At 73.0% G+C, this 18,085-nt stretch carries 14 protein-coding genes and 1 pseudogene; 10 read left to right on the forward strand and 5 right to left on the reverse strand.

All coding sequences use genetic code 11. From position 1 onward, the window contains the following. Nucleotides 1–21: 21 nt before the first annotated feature. Nucleotides 22–735, reverse strand: coding sequence for a VOC family protein (locus ET471_RS11015; RefSeq protein ID WP_129188304.1), 714 nt, complete (start codon nucleotides 733–735; stop codon nucleotides 22–24). An 85-nt stretch (nucleotides 736–820) separates the two neighbouring features. Here ET471_RS11015 and ET471_RS11020 point away from each other — a divergent pair, with 85 nt between their 5' ends. The 3 genes from ET471_RS11020 to ET471_RS11030 are packed head-to-tail and all read left to right on the forward strand — an operon-like array spanning nucleotide 821 to nucleotide 3,988. Next, nucleotides 821–1,369 carry a PadR family transcriptional regulator gene (locus ET471_RS11020; protein ID WP_129188306.1) on the forward strand — a complete coding sequence of 183 codons (549 nt, stop codon included), beginning with the start codon at nucleotides 821–823 and terminating at the stop codon, nucleotides 1,367–1,369. Next, on the forward strand, nucleotides 1,362–2,075 hold the full coding sequence (locus ET471_RS11025) for an ABC transporter ATP-binding protein (RefSeq protein WP_129188308.1): 714 nt from the start codon (nucleotides 1,362–1,364) through the stop codon (nucleotides 2,073–2,075). Before ET471_RS11020 ends, ET471_RS11025 begins: the two co-directional genes overlap by 8 nt. After that, on the forward strand, nucleotides 2,072–3,988 hold the full coding sequence (locus ET471_RS11030) for an FtsX-like permease family protein (RefSeq protein WP_129188310.1): 1,917 nt from the start codon (nucleotides 2,072–2,074) through the stop codon (nucleotides 3,986–3,988). The genes ET471_RS11025 and ET471_RS11030 overlap by 4 nt, the downstream gene beginning before the upstream one ends. Before the next feature lie 6 nt (nucleotides 3,989–3,994). On the opposite strand, the gene ET471_RS11035 is transcribed toward ET471_RS11030, so the two are convergent. Next, complete coding sequence (locus ET471_RS11035) at nucleotides 3,995–4,303, reverse strand: hypothetical protein (RefSeq protein ID WP_129188312.1); 309 nt, start codon at nucleotides 4,301–4,303, stop codon at nucleotides 3,995–3,997. 121 nt (nucleotides 4,304–4,424) lie between these two features. On the opposite strand from ET471_RS11035, the gene ET471_RS11040 reads away from it, so the two are divergent. Beyond that, nucleotides 4,425–5,090 (forward strand): DUF1345 domain-containing protein, encoded by a 666-nt coding sequence (locus ET471_RS11040; protein ID WP_129188314.1) that lies wholly within the window; start codon nucleotides 4,425–4,427, stop codon nucleotides 5,088–5,090. 18 nt (nucleotides 5,091–5,108) lie between these two features. Here the strand turns inward: ET471_RS11040 and ET471_RS11045 are convergent, their stop codons facing one another. After that, nucleotides 5,109–6,947, reverse strand: a complete 1,839-nt coding sequence (locus ET471_RS11045) for an ABC transporter ATP-binding protein (RefSeq protein ID WP_129188316.1) — start codon at nucleotides 6,945–6,947, stop codon at nucleotides 5,109–5,111. 290 nt (nucleotides 6,948–7,237) lie between these two features. Here ET471_RS11045 and tig point away from each other — a divergent pair, with 290 nt between their 5' ends. The 4 genes from tig to clpX all read left to right on the forward strand — a co-directional run bounded on the left by tig (nucleotide 7,238) and on the right by clpX (nucleotide 11,545). After that, complete coding sequence (gene tig, locus ET471_RS11050; protein WP_129188318.1) at nucleotides 7,238–8,578, forward strand: trigger factor; 1,341 nt, start codon at nucleotides 7,238–7,240, stop codon at nucleotides 8,576–8,578. A gap of 181 nt (nucleotides 8,579–8,759) precedes the next feature. Next, a complete protein-coding gene (locus ET471_RS11055; RefSeq protein ID WP_129190914.1) occupies nucleotides 8,760–9,386 on the forward strand; it encodes an ATP-dependent Clp protease proteolytic subunit in 627 nt (208 codons plus the stop codon). 11 nt (nucleotides 9,387–9,397) lie between these two features. Further along, nucleotides 9,398–10,099 carry an ATP-dependent Clp protease proteolytic subunit gene (locus ET471_RS11060; RefSeq protein WP_129188320.1) on the forward strand — a complete coding sequence of 234 codons (702 nt, stop codon included), beginning with the start codon at nucleotides 9,398–9,400 and terminating at the stop codon, nucleotides 10,097–10,099. 165 nt (nucleotides 10,100–10,264) lie between these two features. Further along, nucleotides 10,265–11,545, forward strand: a complete 1,281-nt coding sequence (clpX, locus tag ET471_RS11065) for an ATP-dependent Clp protease ATP-binding subunit ClpX (RefSeq protein ID WP_129188322.1) — start codon at nucleotides 10,265–10,267, stop codon at nucleotides 11,543–11,545. Between the two features lie 60 nt (nucleotides 11,546–11,605). Here clpX and ET471_RS11070 read toward each other — a convergent pair whose 3' ends face one another. After that, nucleotides 11,606–13,429, reverse strand: coding sequence for an AMP-dependent synthetase/ligase (locus ET471_RS11070; RefSeq protein ID WP_129188324.1), 1,824 nt, complete (start codon nucleotides 13,427–13,429; stop codon nucleotides 11,606–11,608). A gap of 99 nt (nucleotides 13,430–13,528) precedes the next feature. Here ET471_RS11070 and ET471_RS11075 point away from each other — a divergent pair, with 99 nt between their 5' ends. Then, complete coding sequence (locus ET471_RS11075) at nucleotides 13,529–13,873, forward strand: chorismate mutase (RefSeq protein WP_129188326.1); 345 nt, start codon at nucleotides 13,529–13,531, stop codon at nucleotides 13,871–13,873. A 575-nt stretch (nucleotides 13,874–14,448) separates the two neighbouring features. Further along, nucleotides 14,449–15,240: a baeRF2 domain-containing protein gene (locus ET471_RS18590; protein WP_242496253.1), complete on the forward strand. Its 792-nt coding sequence runs from the start codon at nucleotides 14,449–14,451 to the stop codon at nucleotides 15,238–15,240. 84 nt (nucleotides 15,241–15,324) lie between these two features. On the opposite strand, the pseudogene valS reads toward ET471_RS18590, so the two are convergent. Next, nucleotides 15,325–18,062: pseudogene (valS, locus tag ET471_RS11085) on the reverse strand (valine--tRNA ligase). Nucleotides 18,063–18,085: the final 23 nt, after the last annotated feature.

The following is an 18,085-nucleotide window of genomic DNA, read 5'->3' on the forward strand; positions in this document are numbered from 1 at the left end:
GCGCCAGCGCGGTCCGGCCGTTCACCCCAGGTGGAGCTCGTTGCTGTCCGGGTCGGCCAGCAGGATCGTCCCGAAGGAGTCGGTCACCGCGTCGACGACGGTCGCGCCCCGTCGCACCAGGCGGGCCGTCTCGGCGGCGACGTCGTCGTCGGTGGTGACCTCGAGACGGAGGCGGTTGCGGCCGGTGGCCGGCTTGTCCATCAGCGGCGGGCCGCTCCAGGTGACCGTCGAACCGCCCGCCGGGGGCGTGATCGCGATCTCCTCCTCCTCGTCCCAGCTGAGCTCCCAGCCGAGGGCCGCACGCCAGAACTCGCCCGTGACCCGGGTGCCGTCGCAGTTGATCCCGCCGATCGACCCGCGCCCCGCGAGGAACCGGTTCTCGGCCTCGATGACGCAGAACTCGTTCTGCTCGGGGTCGGCGAGGACGACGTGCCCCTCGTCGCCCGTCTGCCCGACGTCGTAGGGCGACCCACCGAGCGCGAGCGCCCGCGCGACGGTCGCGGCCTGCGCCTCGGGGGTCGCGCTCGTGAGGTCGAAGTGCATGCGGTTGCGCCCGGTCTTCGGCACCGACGTCGGGACGAAGCGCAGCACGTACGCCTCGTCGGGCAGGGTGACGACGACGTCGCCGCCCGCCTGCGGGGGCTGCGCCTCGCCGCGGAGCACCTGCGCCCAGAAGCGGGCGAGGGCCTGCGGGCTGGTCGCGTCGATGCGGATCCCGGTCAGGTGGAGGGCCATCGTCCGACCGTAGGCGGGCGCTCTGCCCGGACGCCAGAGGATTGGGTATTCCCTCGGTGTATACACCGGGTGTAGTGTGGCGAGCATGACGGTTCCGATGGCCCTTCTGGCCCTCCTCGACGAGGGCCCCACCCACGGCTTCGACCTCAAGCGGCGCTACGACGCGCTGCTCGGCCACGAGCGCGAGCTCAAGTACGGCCAGGTCTACTCGACCCTCCAGCGTCTCGAGCGCGACGGCCTCGCCGACGGCGTCGGCATCGAGGCGGGCGGCGGCGCGGACCGCAAGGTCTACGCCATCACCACCCACGGCGTCACCGAGCTCGACCACTGGCTCGCCACGCCGGAGCCCGCGAGCGGCCGCCCCGCCGAGCTCTTTACGCGGGTCGTGCTCGCCCTCGTGAGCGGCCGCCCGGCCGACCAGGTGCTCGACGCGCACCGCCGCGCCTACCTCGACCGGATGCGCGCGCTCACCGCACGGCGGCACGCGGGCGACGTCGTCGACCGCCTCGCGGGCGACTACGAGATCGCCCACCTGGAGGCCGACCTGCGCTGGATCGAGCTGGCCTCCGTCCGGCTCAAGGACATCGCCGCGCAGGTGCGCGCGGCCGGAGCGAAGGGCGACCCTCATGAGTGACGTGGTGCTCGAAGGCCGCGGCCTGGCGCACTCCTACGGCAGCACCCGCGTGCTCGACGCCGTCGACGTCGAGGTCCGGGCCGGGGAGATCGTGGCCGTCATGGGCCCGTCCGGCTCCGGCAAGTCGACCCTGCTGCACCTCCTGGCCGGGCTCCTGCGGCCCGACGCCGGCGAGGTCTGGCTGGCGGGGGAGCGGCTGGACACGCTCGGCGAGCGGCGCCGCTCCGAGCGGCGCCTGGCCGAGCGGGGGTTCGTGTTCCAGTTCGGTGACCTCGCGCCGGAGCTCACGGTCGAGGAGAACGTCGAGCTGCCCCTGCGGCTCACGGGCGTCCGTCCGCCGACGGCGCGGGCGCGGGCGCACGAGATGCTCGACCGCCTCGGCATCGTCGAGCACGCCTCGAAGCGGCTGAGCGAGGTCTCGGGCGGTCAGGCGCAGCGCGCCGCCGTCGCGCGGGCGCTCGTGCACACCCCGCCCGTGATCCTCGCCGACGAGCCCACCGGGTCCCTCGACACGACGACGGGCGAGCTCGTGCTCGAGGCCTTCGTCGCCGCGGCCCGGGAGCAGGGCTCCGCCGTCGTCCTCGTGACGCACGAGCTGCGCGTCGCCTCGTGGGCGAGCCGGGACGTGCTGCTGCGCGACGGCCGCATCGTCGGCGGCTCCGGCCGCCCCGCGCTCGACGAGCCGCTCGCGGAGGTGACCGGATGAGCGCGCTCGTGACCCTCGGGCTCCGCCTCGCCCGGGCCGGCGGCGCCCTGCGCGCCTGGTCGATCGCCGTGGGCAACGCGGTCGGCATCCTGCTGCTGCTCGCCGCGCTCGCGCTGCCCGTCGCGCTCTTCCCCGACCCCGTCGAGCGGGCCGCCGAGCGGCCCTCGCTGCTCGCCGTGCTCACCTTCCTGCTGGTGCCGGGCGGCGTGCTTCTGGTCATGGTGGGCCGCCTGTCGTCCGGGGTGCGCGACCAGCGCCTCGCGTCGCTGCGGATGATCGGCCTGCCGCCCCGCCACACGCGCGTGGTCGCCGCGGTCGAGAACGGGTTCCTCGCGCTGTGCGGCGCCGTCGCCGGGGCGGCGGTCTTCCTTGCCGTGGTCCAGCCCGTCAGCGGCGTCGTGGCCGACAGCGACGGCGTGCTCGCGCAGGGGTTCGACGTCGGCGCGCTCCAGGTCGTCGTCGCGGTCGTCGGTGTCGTCGCCCTGTCGGTCGTCGTCGGGACGGCGTCGACGTGGGACAGGGCGCTGCCGGGCGCGGCGCGGGCCGAGGCCCGGCCGCGCACTCCGGGGGCGTGGCGGCTGCTCGTCCTCGCCGCGGGCGTCGGCGCCCTGGCCTGGCTCGCGTCGACGGACGTCGGCACGACGGACGACGGCCTCGAGACTGTCTTGATGCTCGGCGGGAGCCTCCTGACGGGCGTCGGGATCGCACTGGTCACACCGCTCGTGGTGTCCTGGGTCGCCGCGGCGCTCGTGCGGTCCGACGCCGTGACGCCGCGCCTCGCCGGGCGCGCGATCCAGGCGGACTCGGCGAGCGCGTCGCGCGTCGTCGCCGGGCTCGGTGTCGCCGTGTTCCTCGCGACGGGGGCGCTCGGCGTGCTCGGGGCCTTTGAGGCCGCGCCCCAGTACGCCACCGCGCTGCGTTCGTTCGGCCCCGGCCCGCAGAGGCTGTTCCTCGCGACGGTCGACGACTCCCGCACGTCCGACGGCGGCCCGATGCGCGACGCTGACCTCGCGGCGGTGCTCGAGATCCCGGGCGTCCGCGGGGTCGCACCGACCACGCTCCTGGCCGACTGCGACGCCGACCAGAACTGCCTGGAGGTGCTGGTCGGGACGTGCGCCCAGGTGGAGGTGGCGTTCGAGATCAGCGGTTGCGACGACACGAGGGCGTCCGTCATCGTCACCGACGACACGGGCATGCCGCACCTCGGCTTCTCGGCGCCGGCGCCCGGAGACTCGGTGCACCTCGTCCTCGACCCCGAGGTCCGAGAGGTCGCGCAGACGGTCCTGCTCGACGGGCCACCGCTCACGCAGCACCTGCGCGCCCAGGTCGAGGCCTGGAGCTGGCCGAGCTACGCGGTGGCGTTCGTCCCGGCGTCGATGCTCGGCGACTGGTACACGCCGCCGACGAACGTCGAGGTCGTCGCCGACGGCGGCAACGTCACGCGGCAGCGGCTGATCGACTGGGCCGATGCCCGCGGAGGGCTCTACGCCTTCCAGCCCTACGACACCGACTACAAGGCGATCATGAACATCCGCGCCGCCGTCTGGACGCTGTGCGGCATCGCGGTCGCGGTCGCGCTCGTCGTCCTCGCGCTCGGCGCCGCGGACCGGGCCAACGAGCGCCGCCGGTCGGTCGCGCGCCAGGTCATGGCGGGCGTCCCGGGGCGCGTGCTCCGGCGCAGCCAGCTGCTCCAGGTGCTGCTGCCCGTGGTGGTCGCCGTCGGGCTCGCGCTCGCCGCCGGCGCCGTGGGCGTGCGCGGCTACGCGAACCTCGCCGAGTCCGGCACCCTCCTGGACGGCCGCGGGTGGGCCGCGCTCGTGGCGACGGCGGCGACGGGCGGCCTGCTCGCGGCGCTCAGCACGGTGCCGTTGGCCCGCACCCGGATCACGCCGGAGCTGCTGCGCCGGGAGTAGCCGGTGTCACCGGCGTCGGGAGCCGGCTCCGCCGCCGCCCAGGACGAACAGGATCCCCAGCACGAACCCGAAGTCGTACCAGTTGCCGTTGTTGTGCACCTCGTAGATGGACACCGAGTCCCGGAACAGCGAGACCACGAACGTGACGGGGACGATCGCGCCGTGCCAGAGGCCCAGCCAGAACCCGGCGGGCTCGTCCGCCCCCGGCGGAGGGGTGGCGAGCTGCGGGTTAGCCCCCGCGGCGCAGGCGGCGAGCAGCAGCCCGGCCCCGACGACGAGGGCAAGGACACCAAGGACCCGGCGACGAGAACCCATGCCCCCATGGTGGGCTGCCCGGCCGCGACCGGCACGGCAGACCGGCAGTTCGTCGTCACCCCGGCAGCCCGGGCTGCCGGGGTGACGACGAACTGCCGGTCCGATGCGCCACCATGACGGCATGGAGCAGCAGGCGGGGTGGCGGGTGCGGGCCGGGCGCGTGCTGGACGTGGTGCCCGGGGTGAAGCTCGGCGTCGCCGCGCTCGTCGGCGTCGCGGCCGGGGTGGCGCTCCAGGTGGAGTCCGCCGTCGCCGCCGTGCTCGGCGGCTGGGCCGTCGCCGGGCTCCTGTTCGTCGGGTGGACGCTCGCCGTCGTCACGCCCATGGGGCCCCGCGCCACCGCCGAGCACGCCCTGCGCGAGGAGCCCGCCCGGGCCGCCGAGCGGCTCGTCGTCCTGCTCGCCGCGTTCGCCAGCCTGGCGGGCCTCGTCGTCGTGCTCGTGCAGGGCGGGCTGCGCGTCCAGTCCGCGACGGCGGTCGCGGTGCTCGCCGCCGTCGTCGCGTCGTGGGGGTGCATCCACACGCTGTTCGCGCTGCGCTACGCCCGGCTGTACTACTCCGAGCCCGCGGGCGGGATCGACTTCCACCTCGACGACGGCGACGCGCCGTCGTACACCGACTTCACGTACGTGGCGTTCACGGTCGGCATGAGCTTCGCCGTCTCGGACACGGACCTGCGCACGACGACGATGCGCCGCACCGCCCAGACCCAGGCGCTGCTCTCGTACCTCTACGGCACGGTCATCGTCGCCCTGCTGGTCAACCTCGTCGCGGGCCTGGCGGGCTGACCGGGCCCGCGACGGACCTCAGGCCCCGTCGTTGATGCGGAGGCTGCCCGTCAGCTCCTGGTAGAGGGCGTCCGACGCCGCGAGCTCCGCGTGCGTGCCCGTCGCGCGGACGCCGCCGCCCTCCATGACCACGACGAGGTCGGCGTCCTTGAGGGTGTCGATGCGGTGCGCGATCGTGATGACGGCACCCCGCCGTGACGCCTCCACGATGGCCGCGTGGACGGCCGTCTCCGTGCGGCCGCTGACCTGCGACGTCACCTCGTCGAGCAGCAGGACGTCGGCGTCGCGCAGCACGGCGCGGGCGAGCGCCAGGCGTTGGCGTGCGCCGCCCGTCATGGTCGAGGGGACCAGGTCGGTGTCGAGGCCGTCGGGCAGCTCGCGGATCGCGTCGCCGAGGTGCATGGCGTCGAGCGCCGCGTACAGCTCCTCGTCGGTGGCGTCCGGCCGCGCGACCGCGAGGTTGTCGCGCACCGTGCCCGGCAGCACGGCCGGGTCCTGCTCGACGTACGCGAAGTGGTCGCGCACCTGCGCGAACGTCAGGTCCTCGTAGGGGACGCCGGCCAGCCGGACCGTGCCCTGCCGCGGCGTGAGGAACCGCAGCGCGAGCGACATCGCGGACGACTTTCCCGCGCCCGCCGGCCCGACCAGTGCCACGTGGCCGCGCCGCGGGATCGACAGGGTGAAGCCGCGCAGCACGTCCGGTTCGTCGTCCTCGTAGCGCGCGGTGACGCCGTCGAACTCCAGGACCGGGGCGTCCGACGGCTCGGCCGCGAGCCGGGCGGCCCGGCCCGTGGCGGCGACGCCGGCGGCCACGAGCTCCGGTTCCTCGAAGGCGATGTCCTCGATCTCGGAGATGCGCTTCGACGCCGCGAGCCCGGACTGGATCGTCGCGAAGCCGTCCGCGAGCGACATGAGCGGCATGACGAAGTTGCCGACGTACATGAAGAACGCGACCAGGGCGGCGATCGACATGTAGCCCTGCGACACCCGGTAGGCGCCGATCGCGAGCACGACGACGGAGACGATGTTCATGCCGCCGAAGCCGAGCTCGTACGCGGCGACCTCGGCCCAGCTCGCCTTGACGCCGTGCCGGCGGGCCCGGTGGGCGCGCTCCAGCACCGCGGCCGAGCGCGTGCCCTCGGCGCCCAGCACCTTGATGGTGCGCAGCGCGCGCACCGACGAGTCGAGCTGGGAGCTCATCTCGCCCACGGCCTCCTGCGCCTTGGCGCGCTCGCGCCCGGCGATCGGCATGACGACGCCCATCAGGATGCCGAGCACGACCAGGGCGCCCAGCGTGATGCCGAGCATGAGCGCGTCGATGACGCCCATGAACACGATGGCGCCGATGACGCCGGTCGCGGCGGTCACGAACGAGACGAAGCCCGAGGCGAGCGTGAGCTGGAGCAGCGGGGCGTCGGCGCTGGCGCGCGAGACGAGGTCGGCCGTCGGGCGTGCCGAGATCGCGGGCACGTGCCCGCGCAGCAGCCGCTGGACGATCGCCGCGCGGACGTCGTACACGACCATCTCGCCGGCGCGTGTCAGCATGCCCCACTGGAGCAGGACGGTGACGAGGCCGATCGCGGTCAGCACCGCGAACAGCGTGATGTCGCCCGAGATGGGCGAGCCGACCGCGAGGTGGTCGATGACGGACTCGACGATGCGCGGCGTCCACAGGCCCGTGAGGGTCGCGACGATGCCCAGCAGCGCGCCGAGGACGATCTGCCACAGGTACGGCCGCAGCAGCGAGAGGAAGAACCTCCACGTGCGGGCGGAGGTCGCCTTGTCGTCGTCGGCGGTGCCGGTCGGGGTGGGGGAGGTGGGTGCGTCGGCGGTCTTCCCGACCGCGGGCGTGCTCAAGATTTCACCTGGTTCTTGCCTCAGGCGCCCGGACCTCGGGCGCGACCGTCGATGCTACGAGCCGGGACGCGGCCGGTGTCGCCGGGGTGATCGGCGTGCTGGCCGCTCCTGATCGGCATCGTCCCGCCGATCGCGGTCCTGCGCCTGATGGCTGCCCGCTCGCGGGCCCGCGACGGCCCGCCCGTGCCCGGCGCGCACGCGGTGCTCTAGGATGTTCGGGTTGCCCGTGCGCCCGCCGTCCCCCGGCGTTCTCCCGCGTACGCACCCGATCACAGTTGGAGACCATCGAAGTGAAGAGCGCCGTCGAGACCCTGGAAGCAACCAAGGTCAAGCTGACCGTCGAGGTGGACTACGACGAGCTCAAGCCGAGCATCGACCACGCCTACAAGCACATCGCGGAGCAGGTGACGATCCCCGGCTTCCGCAAGGGCAAGGTGCCGCCGCGCATCATCGACCAGCGCGTGGGCTGGGGCGCCGTCGTCGAGCACGCGGTCAACGAGGACCTGGGCCGCTTCTACGGCCAGGCCGCCTCCGAGCAGAAGCTGCGCCCGCTGGGCCAGCCGGCCGTCGAGGTCACCGAGATCCCCGCGAAGGCCGGCGAGGGCTCGCTGAAGTTCACCGCCGAGGTCGAGGTCCGCCCCGAGATCGAGCTCCCCGAGCTGAGCACGATCGACATCGCCGTCGAGTCGACCGAGGTCGCCGACGCCGACGTCGCCGAGCGCCTCGACGCGCTCCGCGAGCGCTTCGGCACCCTCGTGGGCGTCGACCGTCCCGCCGCCGAGGGCGACTACGTCGTCGTCGACCTCAAGGCCGTCATCGGCGACGAGGAGGTCGACTCCGTGTCGGGCATCTCCTACCAGATCGGCTCGGGCAACATGCTCGAGGGCCTCGACGAGGCGCTCACGGGCCTCTCGGCCGGCGAGACCACGACGTTCACGGCGCCGCTGGCCGGCGGCGACCACGCGGGCGAGGAGGCCACCGTCACGGTGACCGCCACCTCGGTCAAGCAGCGCGACCTGCCCGAGGCGGACGACGACTTCGCCCAGCTCGCCTCCGAGTTCGACACGCTCGAGGAGCTCACCGCGGACCTGCGCGAGCAGGTCGCCTCGATCAAGAAGTCGAACCAGGCCGTCACGGCCCGCGACTCGCTGCTCGAGAAGCTCCTCGCCGCCGTCGAGATCCCGGTCCCGCAGGGTGCCGTCGAGGCCGAGGTGCACCGCCACCTCGAGGGCGAGGGTCGTCTCGAGGACGACACGCACCGCGCCGAGGTCACCGTGGACGCCACCACCGCCCTCAAGAACCAGATCCTGCTCGACACCCTCGCCGAGAAGCTCGCCGTCAAGGTCGGCCAGGGCGAGCTCGTCGAGTACCTGGTCCAGGCCTCGCGCCAGTACGGCATGGAGCCGCAGCAGTTCATCCAGACGCTCGACCAGGGCGGCCAGATCCCCGCCATGGTCGGCGAGGTCGCGCGCTCCAAGGCGCTCGCCGTCGCGCTGCGCCAGATCGAGGTCAAGGACGGCGAGGGCAACGTCGTCGACCTGAGCGAGTTCATCGGCTCCGACGAGGCCGACACGGCCGCGGAGGCGCTCGAGGGCGCCGTCGCCGAGGCCGCGGAGGCCGAGGAGGCCTGAGCCTCGCCAGCACGTCGCGGACGGCGCCGCACCCCTCCCGGGTGCGGCGCCGTCGTCGTTGCACGCCATCCCATGCGCCGTGAGCGAAACGAGCCGTGCCGGGGACTTCGGGGCCGGTGGCGGACGTTAGGGTCGAGCACAACCGAACGTGAAGGAGACGGACGTGAACGACCTGCTGAGGATGGACGGCACAGGTCCCGTGGCTCGTGCCGACGGACCCAGCCTCGGGCTCAACGACTCCATCTACAACCGGCTCCTCAAGGAGCGCATCATCTGGCTGGGCTCGGAGGTGCGCGACGAGAACGCCAACGCCATCTGCGCGCAGATGATGCTGCTCGCCGCGGAGGACCCCGAGAAGGACATCTGGCTGTACATCAACAGCCCGGGCGGCTCGATCACCGCCGGCATGGCGATCTACGACACCATGCAGTTCATCCAGCCCGACGTCGCCACCGTGGCGATGGGCATGGCCGCGTCGATGGGGCAGTTCCTGCTCTCGTCGGGCGCGAAGGGCAAGCGCTACGCGACGCCGCACGCCCGCGTCATGATGCACCAGCCGTCGGGCGGCATCGGCGGCACCGCCACCGACGTCCGCATCAACGCGCAGCTCATCATGCACATGAAGCAGGTGCTCGCCGAGCTGACCGCCGAGCAGACGGGCAAGTCGCTCGAGCAGATCCTCAAGGACAACGACCGCGACTCCTGGTTCACCGCCCAGGAGGCCCTCGAGTACGGCTTCATCGACCACGTGGTCGAGAACGCGGCCCTCGCGGGCGGCGGCGGCATGAACAGCACGAGCGCGAGCTGAGGAGAGAAGACGTGACCCCTGAACAGTTCGCCGCCAGCGCCGGCCGCCTCGCCGGCGACTTCGCCCGCCCGGGCGGCATCGCCCTGCCCAGCCCGTCGTCGCGCTACGTGCTCCCGCAGTTCGAGGAGCGCACCGCCTACGGCTTCAAGCGGCAGGACCCGTACACCAAGCTCTTCGAGGACCGCATCATCTTCCTCGGGGTGCAGGTGGACGACGCCTCGGCCGACGACGTCATGGCGCAGCTCCTGGTCCTGGAGTCCCAGGACCCCGACCGCGACATCATGATGTACATCAACAGCCCCGGTGGCTCGTTCACCGCGATGACGGCGCTGTACGACACGATGCAGTACATCAAGCCGCAGATCCAGACGGTCTGCCTCGGCCAGGCGGCCTCGGCCGCGGCCGTGCTGCTGGCCGCCGGCCAGCAGGGCAAGCGCTACGCCCTGCCGAACGCGCGCGTGCTGATCCACCAGCCCGCGATGGAGGGCGGCGGCTACGCCCAGGCCTCCGACATCGAGATCCACGCCAACGAGCTCATCCGCATGCGCGAGTGGCTCGAGGAGACCCTGGCCGCCCACTCGGGCCGTACGCCCGAGCAGGTCAAGGAGGACATCGAGCGCGACAAGATCCTCACGGCCGCCCAGGCCAAGGACTACGGCCTCGTGGACCTGGTCCTCGAGTCGCGCAAGCCGAAGCCGGTCGTCGCGCGCTGACCCGTCGAGCCTCCGCCGCGTGTCGGGTGCCTGCTGGCGCCCGCCGCGCGGCGGAGGCTCGTACGCTGGAGGCCACTCGCGACGCACCGGGGAAGTCGGCTGACAACGCCGGTGGCGTGGTGTGGAATGGGGCCAGAAGTACTCGCTGGAGGAAGGAGGCGCCCGGTGGCACGGATCGGTGACGGGGCAGACCTGCTGAAGTGCTCGTTCTGCGGCAAGTCCCAGAAGCAGGTCAAGAAGCTGATCGCCGGCCCGGGCGTGTACATCTGCGACGAGTGCATCGACCTGTGCAACGAGATCATCGAGGAGGAGCTCAGCGAGCAGGCCGAGATCGGGATGACCGAGCTCCCCAAGCCGCGCGAGATCTTCGAGTTCCTCGAGCAGTACATCATCGGCCAGGACGCCGCGAAGCGGGCCCTGGCCGTCGCCGTCTACAACCACTACAAGCGCATCCAGGCGGCGGAGACGGGCCGCGTCGGCGACGACGACGCCATCGAGATCTCCAAGTCGAACATCCTGCTCATCGGCCCCACGGGCACGGGCAAGACATACCTCGCGCAGACGCTCGCCAAGATGCTCAACGTCCCGTTCGCCATCGCGGACGCCACGGCCCTCACGGAGGCGGGCTACGTGGGCGAGGACGTCGAGAACATCCTCCTCAAGCTCATCCAGGCCGCCGACTACGACGTCAAGAAGGCCGAGACGGGCATCATCTACATCGACGAGGTCGACAAGGTGGCCCGCAAGGCGGACAACCCGTCGATCACCCGCGACGTCTCCGGCGAGGGCGTCCAGCAGGCCCTCCTGAAGATCATCGAGGGCACGACGGCGTCCGTGCCGCCGCAGGGCGGCCGCAAGCACCCGCACCAGGAGTTCATCCAGATCGACACGACGAACGTGCTGTTCATCGTGGCCGGCGCGTTCGCCGGGCTGGAGGACATCGTCGCGGCGCGCGCCCGCAAGCGCGGCATCGGGTTCGGCGCCCCCATGGAGACGGGCGCCGACGAGAACCTGTTCGCCGAGGTGCGCCCCGAGGACCTGCAGAAGTACGGCCTCATCCCCGAGTTCATCGGCCGCCTGCCCGTCATCGCCAGCGTCTCCCCGCTCGACCGCGACGCCCTGGTCCGCATCCTCACCGAGCCGCGCAACGCGCTCGTGAAGCAGTACCAGCGCATGTTCCAGATCGACGGCGTCGAGCTCGAGTTCACCGACGACGCCGTCCAGGCCGTCGCCGACCAGGCGCTGCTGCGCGGCACCGGGGCGCGCGGCCTGCGCGCCATCATGGAAGAGGTGCTCCAGCAGGTCATGTTCGACGTCCCGAGCCGCGACGACGTCGAGAAGGTGGTCATCAGCCGCGAGGTCGTGCTGGAGAACGTCAACCCCACGCTCATCCCGCGCGTGAACGCCCCGGTACGGCAGCGGCCGCCCCGCGAGAAGAGCGCCTGACCTCGGCCGACGCGAGAGGGCCCCGACACCCGAAGGTGTCGGGGCCCTCTCGCACGGGGGTCAGGCGGCGGTGGTCGGGGCCCCCGCGTAGAGCCCGTCGACGACCGACGCGAAGTCCTTGATGACCAGTGCGCGCTTCACCTTCAGGGACGGCGTGAGGTAGCCGTTCGCCTCGGTGAAGTCGTTCTCCAGCACGTGGAACTTGCGGATCGACTCGGCGCGCGAGACGGCCTCGTTGGCGCGGGTCACGGCCCGGTCGAGGGCGGCGAGCACGTCGGGGTGGACGCGCGCCTCCGAGACCGGCATGTTCGGCAGGCCGTGCGTGGCGAGCCAGCCGGGCAGCATCTCCGGGTCCAGGGTCACGAGCGCGCCGATGAACGGGCGCTGGTCGCCGACGACGACGACCTGCGAGACCAGCGGGTGCGAGCGCAGGCGGTCCTCGAGCAGCGCCGGGGCGACGTTCTTGCCGCCGGCGGTCACGATGATCTCCTTCTTGCGGCCCGTGATGCGCAGCCGGCCGTGCGAGTCGAGCGTGCCCAGGTCGCCCGTGTGGAACCAGCCGTCCACGAGCACCTCGGCCGTGAGCTCCGGCTGGTTGCGGTAGCCGCGGAAGATGTGCGGTCCCTTGAGCAGGATCTCGCCGTCGTCGTCGATCTGGACGGACGTGCCCGGCAGCGGCGGGCCGACCGTGCCGATCGCGACCGAGCGCGGCAGGTTCACGGCGGCGGGCGCCGTCGTCTCCGTCAGGCCGTAGCCCTCGAGGACCGTCACGCCGACGCCGCGGAAGAAGTGGCCCAGACGCTCACCGAGCGGGGCCCCGCCGGACACGGCGTGGACGACGGCGCCGCCCATGGCCTCGCGCAGCTTCGAGAGCACGAGCCGGTCGGCGAGCTTGTGCTGGAGGGCGAGCGCGGGCGGGACCGGGCCGGCCTCCCGCGCGCGCGACGTCGCGATGGAGGTGCGGGCGGCCCAGTAGAAGATCTTCCGCTTGAGCGGCGAGGCCGAGGCCTTCTGCTCGGCCGAGTTGTACACCTTCTCGAAGACGCGGGGGACGGCGAGCAGGAAGGTGGGCTTGAAGGAGCCGAGGTCGGCCACGAGGTTCTTCACGTCCGGCGCGTGGCCCAGCACGGTGTTGGCCGAGAGGACGGCGACCTGGATGAGGCGCGCGAAGACGTGCGCGATCGGCAGGAACAGCAGGGTGCGGGCGCCGTCGTGGTCGATGACCTCGGGCAGCACCTCGGCCGCGTTGCGCGAGACGTGCGCGAAGTTGCCGTGCGTGAGCTCGGCACCCTTGGGGCGGCCCGTCGACCCGGAGGTGTAGATGATCGTCGCGAGGTCGCTCGCCCGGGTGGCGGTGCTGCGGGCGGTGACGTCCTGCGCGGCGACGGCCTCGCCCGCGGCGCGCAGCGCCTCCAGGGCGCCGGCGTCGATGACGAGCACGTCCTCGAGCTCCGCGACCGACGCGCGGACGGCGTCGACGATCCCGGCGTGCGCGGCCGTCTCGACGACGGCGAAGCGGCACCCGGCGTCGGACAGGATCCACTCGACCTGGTCGGGGGAGGAGGTCTCGTAGACGGGGACGGGGACGCCGCCGACGGCCCAGACCGCATAGTCGACGAGCGTCCACTCGTAGCGGGTGCGCGACATGATGGCGACACGGTCGCCCACCTCGACGCCGCGGGCCAGGAGGCCGCGGGCCACCGACATGACGTCGGCGGCGAAGGCGTTCGCGCTCACGGGGACCCAGGGGGCCTGCGGCGTCTCGCGGCGTTCGAGCAGGGGCCCGTCGCCGGTGCGGGCGACACGGTCGGCGAGCATCGAGCTGATGCTGGTCGTTTCCGGGACGTCCACCAGAGCGGGCGTCGTCGCGAGGTTCACGGTCATCGTCTCCGTCTGTCCAGGTCTGACCCAGTGTCGGACCTGCCGCGACGCTACCGGACCCTCCGCCCACCCGGCGCCTTCGGCCCGCATAGGATCGGTCACATGACCCCACCCGCGGTGCCCGACGAGATCCTGGGTTTGCGACGCAGTATTGACAACATTGACGCAGCCTTGGTCCATCTGCTCGCCGAGCGGTTCAAGATGACCGAGCGCGTGGGCCACCTCAAGGCCGTCGGCGGCCTGCCTCCCGCCGACCCGGCCCGTGACCGCCAGCAGATCGACCGCCTGACCGCGATGGCGACGGAGGCGGGGCTGGACCCGGAGTTCGCCGAGGGGTTCCGCGCGTTCATCGTCGCCGAGGTGATCCGCCACCACGAGCGCATCGCGGCGGAGTACGCCGCGGGCCACCTCGAGGGCGACGTCCCGGCGCTCGACACGTTCGCTTGAAGGGGGTAGGCAGCTCGTAGCGCCGGGGCCCGGGCCCTGGGGGTGCGCTGCGCCGCGTCGCGTCGCACCCTTGGTAGACAGCCGAGACCGGGAGGCGCAAGAGCTGACATGAAGACCGACTGGATCAAGCCCCTCATCGGCCGCCCTGGGCCGTTCGCGACGGTGTACCTCGACGCGACCCGCTCCGCGGAAGCCGGCGACAGGGACGTCGAGGGCCGCTGGAAGGCTGTGCGTCGCACGCTCGCCGCGCAGGGCGCGCCCGACGGCGTCCTGGACGCCGTCGAGGACGCCGTGCTGCGGCCCACGCGCAAGCCGGGCGCACACGGGCGCGTCGTCATCGCCGACGCCGACGGCGTGCTGGTGGACAAGGCCCTGCGCACGGCGCCGACGGTGGCAACCGGCGTCTGGCACCCCGTGCCCGCGCTGCTGCAGGCCGCGCTCGCTGCCGACGAGGAGGTCACCGCGCTCAAGGTGGCCGTCGACCGCACGGGCGCCGACCTGACGCTGACCGGCCCGGGGGCTGGGACGCCCCGCGCACCTTCGAGGCCCCGCACGACGACGTCTCGAAGGTGGACGTGGGTGGCTCCCGCGGAGCCGGGTCGGGCGGGACCGGCGGCGCCGGCGGCGGAGACCGCGGCGGCTCGTCCGCCGAGGCGCGCGCCGAGGACTCGCTGGCCCGCAACTCCGAGGCGATCGCCAAGGAGGTCGACAAGGCCGTGACGGCCGCGAAGCCCGAGATCGTGCTGCTCTACGGCGACGCCCGCACGGTGCGCGGCGTGCGCGGGTCGCTCGTGCGCCCCGTCTCCGAGCTCACCGTCGAGGTGGCCGGCGGCGGCCGCGGGGCGGGTGTCCACGAGGGCGCGTTCGCCGAGAACCTCGACGAGGCGCTCGACTCCTACCGCGAGCGCCGCCGCGAGGTGGTGCTGTCCGAGCTGCGGCAGGGGCAGGGCCGCGAGCAGGGTGCGGTGAGCGGCGTCGAGGACGTCGTCGCGGTGCTGTCGCGCGGGCAGGTCAAGGCGCTCGTGCTGAGCGAGGACGTGGGGTACGACGGCGCGCTCGTCGTCGGCGCGGACGGTGCGCGGGGCCCGCTGAGCGGGCGGACCCTGTGGATCGGCCCGGACCCGCTGGCGATCGCGACGTCGCGTGCGACGCTCGAGGACGCCGGGTACACCGAGGGCCTCGAGGAGCTGCCGGCGGCGATCGCGCTGGTGCGCGCGGCCGTGGGGCAGGACGCCGGGCTGTGCGTGTGCCCGGAGGGCGCCGCCGAGCTCATCGACGGGGTCGGGGCGACGCTGCGCTGGCACGACGGCAGCACGCCGCAGGAGGTCGCGGCGACGATGAGCCGCGACGCGGACCTGCTGCGGTGACCTGAGGACGCAGCGCGGCCCGGCCCCCGTGAGGGGAGCCGGGCCGCGCCGCGCGCGCCGGTGTCAGACGCGCGGCGTCTTGCGTCAGGCGCGCGGCGTCTTGACCGGGGGCTCGCCGAGCTGCGAGGCGAGCACGACGATGCCGCCCTGGACGTCGGGGTCGCCCTGGCCGTCGGCGGCCTCGACGAGCTCGGAGGGGCCCTCGACACGGCCGGCGCCGCGGACGTCGTCGAGCGCCGAGCGCACGCCCGCGAGGGCGCCGGCCGGGACGGCGAGCGTCACGGAGAGGATCGGCGTCTTGGGCGACACCTTGGCCTCGGACTTGATCTTGCGCAGCGCGGCCAGGGCGTCGCCCGCGGCGGCGAGCTGCACCGGGTCGGCGTCGCCCGCGGCGGCACGCAGCGGGGCCGACACCGGCCAGGCGGCGCGGTGCACCGAGCCCTCGCGCCACCACGACCAGACCTCCTCGGTCGCGTACGGCAGCACCGGCGCGAGCAGGCGCAGCATCGTGTCGAGGGCGAGCGCGAGCGCGGTGCGCGCCGACGTCGTCCCGGCCGAGACCTCCGACGACGCGGCGCCGGCGCCGTAGGCGCGGTCCTTGACGAGCTCGAGGTAGTCGTCGCAGAACGTCCAGAAGAACGTCTCGGTGACCTCGAGCGCGCGCGTGTGGTCGTACGCCTCGAGCGCCTCGGTGGCCGCGTCGACGACGGCGGCCAGGCCCGCGAGCATCGCGCGGTCGAGCTCGACGGTCACGGCCGCGGGGTCGAGGACGATCTCGCCGGCGCCGCCGAAGTCGAGCACGAACTTCGAGGCGTTGAGCACCTTGATGGCCAGGCGGCGACCGATCTTCATCTGGCCCTCGTCGAACGCCGCGTCGGTGCCGAGGCGGGCCGAGGCCGCCCAGTACCGCACCGCGTCGGAGCCGTGCTGCTCGAGCAGGCCCAGCGGCGTGACGACGTTGCCCTTCGACTTCGACATCTTCTTGCGGTCGGGGTCGAGGATCCAGCCGCTGATGGACGCGTTGGCCCAGGGCAGGCCGCCGCACTCGAGGTGCGAGCGCACCACGGTCGAGAACAGCCAGGTGCGGATGATGTCCTGGCCCTGCGGGCGCAGGTCCATCGGGTAGATGCGCTCGAACAGGTCGTTGTCGCGCTCCCAGCCGGCCACGATGAGCGGGGTCAGGGACGACGTCGCCCAGGTGTCCATGATGTCCTGGTCGCCGACGAACCCGCCGGGCACGCCGCGCTGCTCCTCGGTGTAGCCCGCGGGGCCTCGGCGGTCGGGTCGACGGGCAGCGAGGCCTCGTCAGGCACGATCGGGTGGCCGTAGTCGACGTCGCCGGACTCGAGCACGGGGTACCAGAGCGGGATGGCCACGCCGAAGAACCGCTGGCGCGAGATGAGCCAGTCGCCGTTGAGGCCGTTGACCCAGTTCTCGTAGCGGACGCGCATGAAGTCCGGGTGGAAGTCGAGCTCCTTGCCGCGGCCCAGCAGCTCGGCCTTGAGGTCCCGGCCGGGCACGTCGCGGCCGCCGTTGCGGATGTACCACTGGCGGCTGGTGACGATCTCGAGGGGCTTGTCGCCCTTCTCGTAGAAGTTCGTCTTGCGCTGCGTGGCGACGGGCTCGGCGGCGAGGTCGCCCGACTCGCGCAGGGCGTCGACGACGGCCTTGCGGGCGGAGAACGTCGTCTTGCCCGCGAGGCCGTCCGCGTACAGCGCGGCGCCGGGGCCGTCGGCGATCCACTCCGGCGTCTCGCGGGACAGGCGGCCGTCGCGCTGGATGATCGAGCGCACCGGCAGCTGGAGCTCGCGCCACCACTGGACGTCGGTGAGGTCACCGAAGGTGCAGCACATGGCGATGCCGGCGCCCTTGTCCGGCTCGGCGGCGGGGTGCGCGAGCACGGGGACCTCGACGCCGAACAGCGGCGACGTCACGGTCGTGCCGAACAGGTGCTGGTAGCGCTCGTCGTCGGGGTGCGCGATGAGCGCGACGACGGCGGGGATGAGCTCGGGGCGCGTCGTCTCGATGTGGATCGGCGTGCCGTCCGGCGCGTGGAACGCGACCTTGTGGAAGAAGCCAGGGTAGTCGCGCGCCTCGAGCTCGGCCTGGGCCACCGCCGTCTGGAACGTCACGTCCCACAGGCCGGGGGCCTCGGCCTGGTAGGCCTCGCCGCGCGCGAGGTTGCGCACGAACGCACGCTGGGCGGCGGCCCGCGAGGTCGCGCCGATGGTCTGGTACGTCTGCGCCCAGTCGACCGACAGGCCGAGGTAGCGCCAGACGCCCTCGAACGCCTTCTCGTCCTCGGCGGTCAGGCGCAGGCACAGCTCGATGAAGTTCTGGCGCGACACGGGCACCTGGTCGGCGGGCTTGACGGCTTTGCCATCGGTGCCCTGGTGCGGCGGCACGAAGTCCGGGTCGTAGGGCAGCGAGATGTCCACGCGCACGCCGTAGTAGTTCTGCACGCGGCGCTCGGTGGGCAGGCCGTTGTCGTCCCAGCCCATCGGGTAGAACACCTCGAGCCCGCGCATGCGCTGGTAGCGCGCGAGGATGTCGGTGTGCGTGTACGAGAACACGTGGCCGACGTGCAGCGAGCCCGACGCCGTCGGGGGAGGCGTGTCGATCGAGTAGACCTGCTCGCGCGTCTTGGAACGGTCGAACGCGTACGTGCCGTCGGCCTCCCAGCGCTCGCCGAGCTTGGTCTCCAGGCCCTCGAGCGAGACCCGGTCCGGTACCTCCCGGACCACCGCGCGGACGACGTCTGCCTGCGCACCGGCGGCAGGAGAGGGGGTCGTGGCGGGGGCGTCGGGGGTGAAGTCGCTCATGGTCCGCCATTGTCCCAGATGCG

The sequence above is a fragment of the Xylanimonas protaetiae genome, from assembly GCF_004135385.1.
Lineage (GTDB): Bacteria > Actinomycetota > Actinomycetes > Actinomycetales > Cellulomonadaceae > Xylanimonas > Xylanimonas protaetiae.

Bases quoted from the DNA above. Each gene is read 5' to 3' on its own strand.
- ET471_RS11015 (WP_129188304.1), bottom strand. From the start codon at position 735: ATGGCCCTCCACCTGACCGGGATCCGCATCGACGCGACCAGCCCGCAG.
- ET471_RS11020 (WP_129188306.1), top strand. From the start codon at position 821: ATGACGGTTCCGATGGCCCTTCTGGCCCTCCTCGACGAGGGCCCCACC.
- ET471_RS11025 (WP_129188308.1), top strand. From the start codon at position 1,362: ATGAGTGACGTGGTGCTCGAAGGCCGCGGCCTGGCGCACTCCTACGGC.
- ET471_RS11030 (WP_129188310.1), top strand. From the start codon at position 2,072: ATGAGCGCGCTCGTGACCCTCGGGCTCCGCCTCGCCCGGGCCGGCGGC.
- ET471_RS11035 (WP_129188312.1), bottom strand. From the start codon at position 4,303: ATGGGTTCTCGTCGCCGGGTCCTTGGTGTCCTTGCCCTCGTCGTCGGG.
- ET471_RS11040 (WP_129188314.1), top strand. From the start codon at position 4,425: ATGGAGCAGCAGGCGGGGTGGCGGGTGCGGGCCGGGCGCGTGCTGGAC.
- ET471_RS11055 (WP_129190914.1), top strand. From the start codon at position 8,760: ATGGACGGCACAGGTCCCGTGGCTCGTGCCGACGGACCCAGCCTCGGG.
- ET471_RS11070 (WP_129188324.1), bottom strand. From the start codon at position 13,429: ATGACCGTGAACCTCGCGACGACGCCCGCTCTGGTGGACGTCCCGGAA.
- ET471_RS11075 (WP_129188326.1), top strand. From the start codon at position 13,529: ATGACCCCACCCGCGGTGCCCGACGAGATCCTGGGTTTGCGACGCAGT.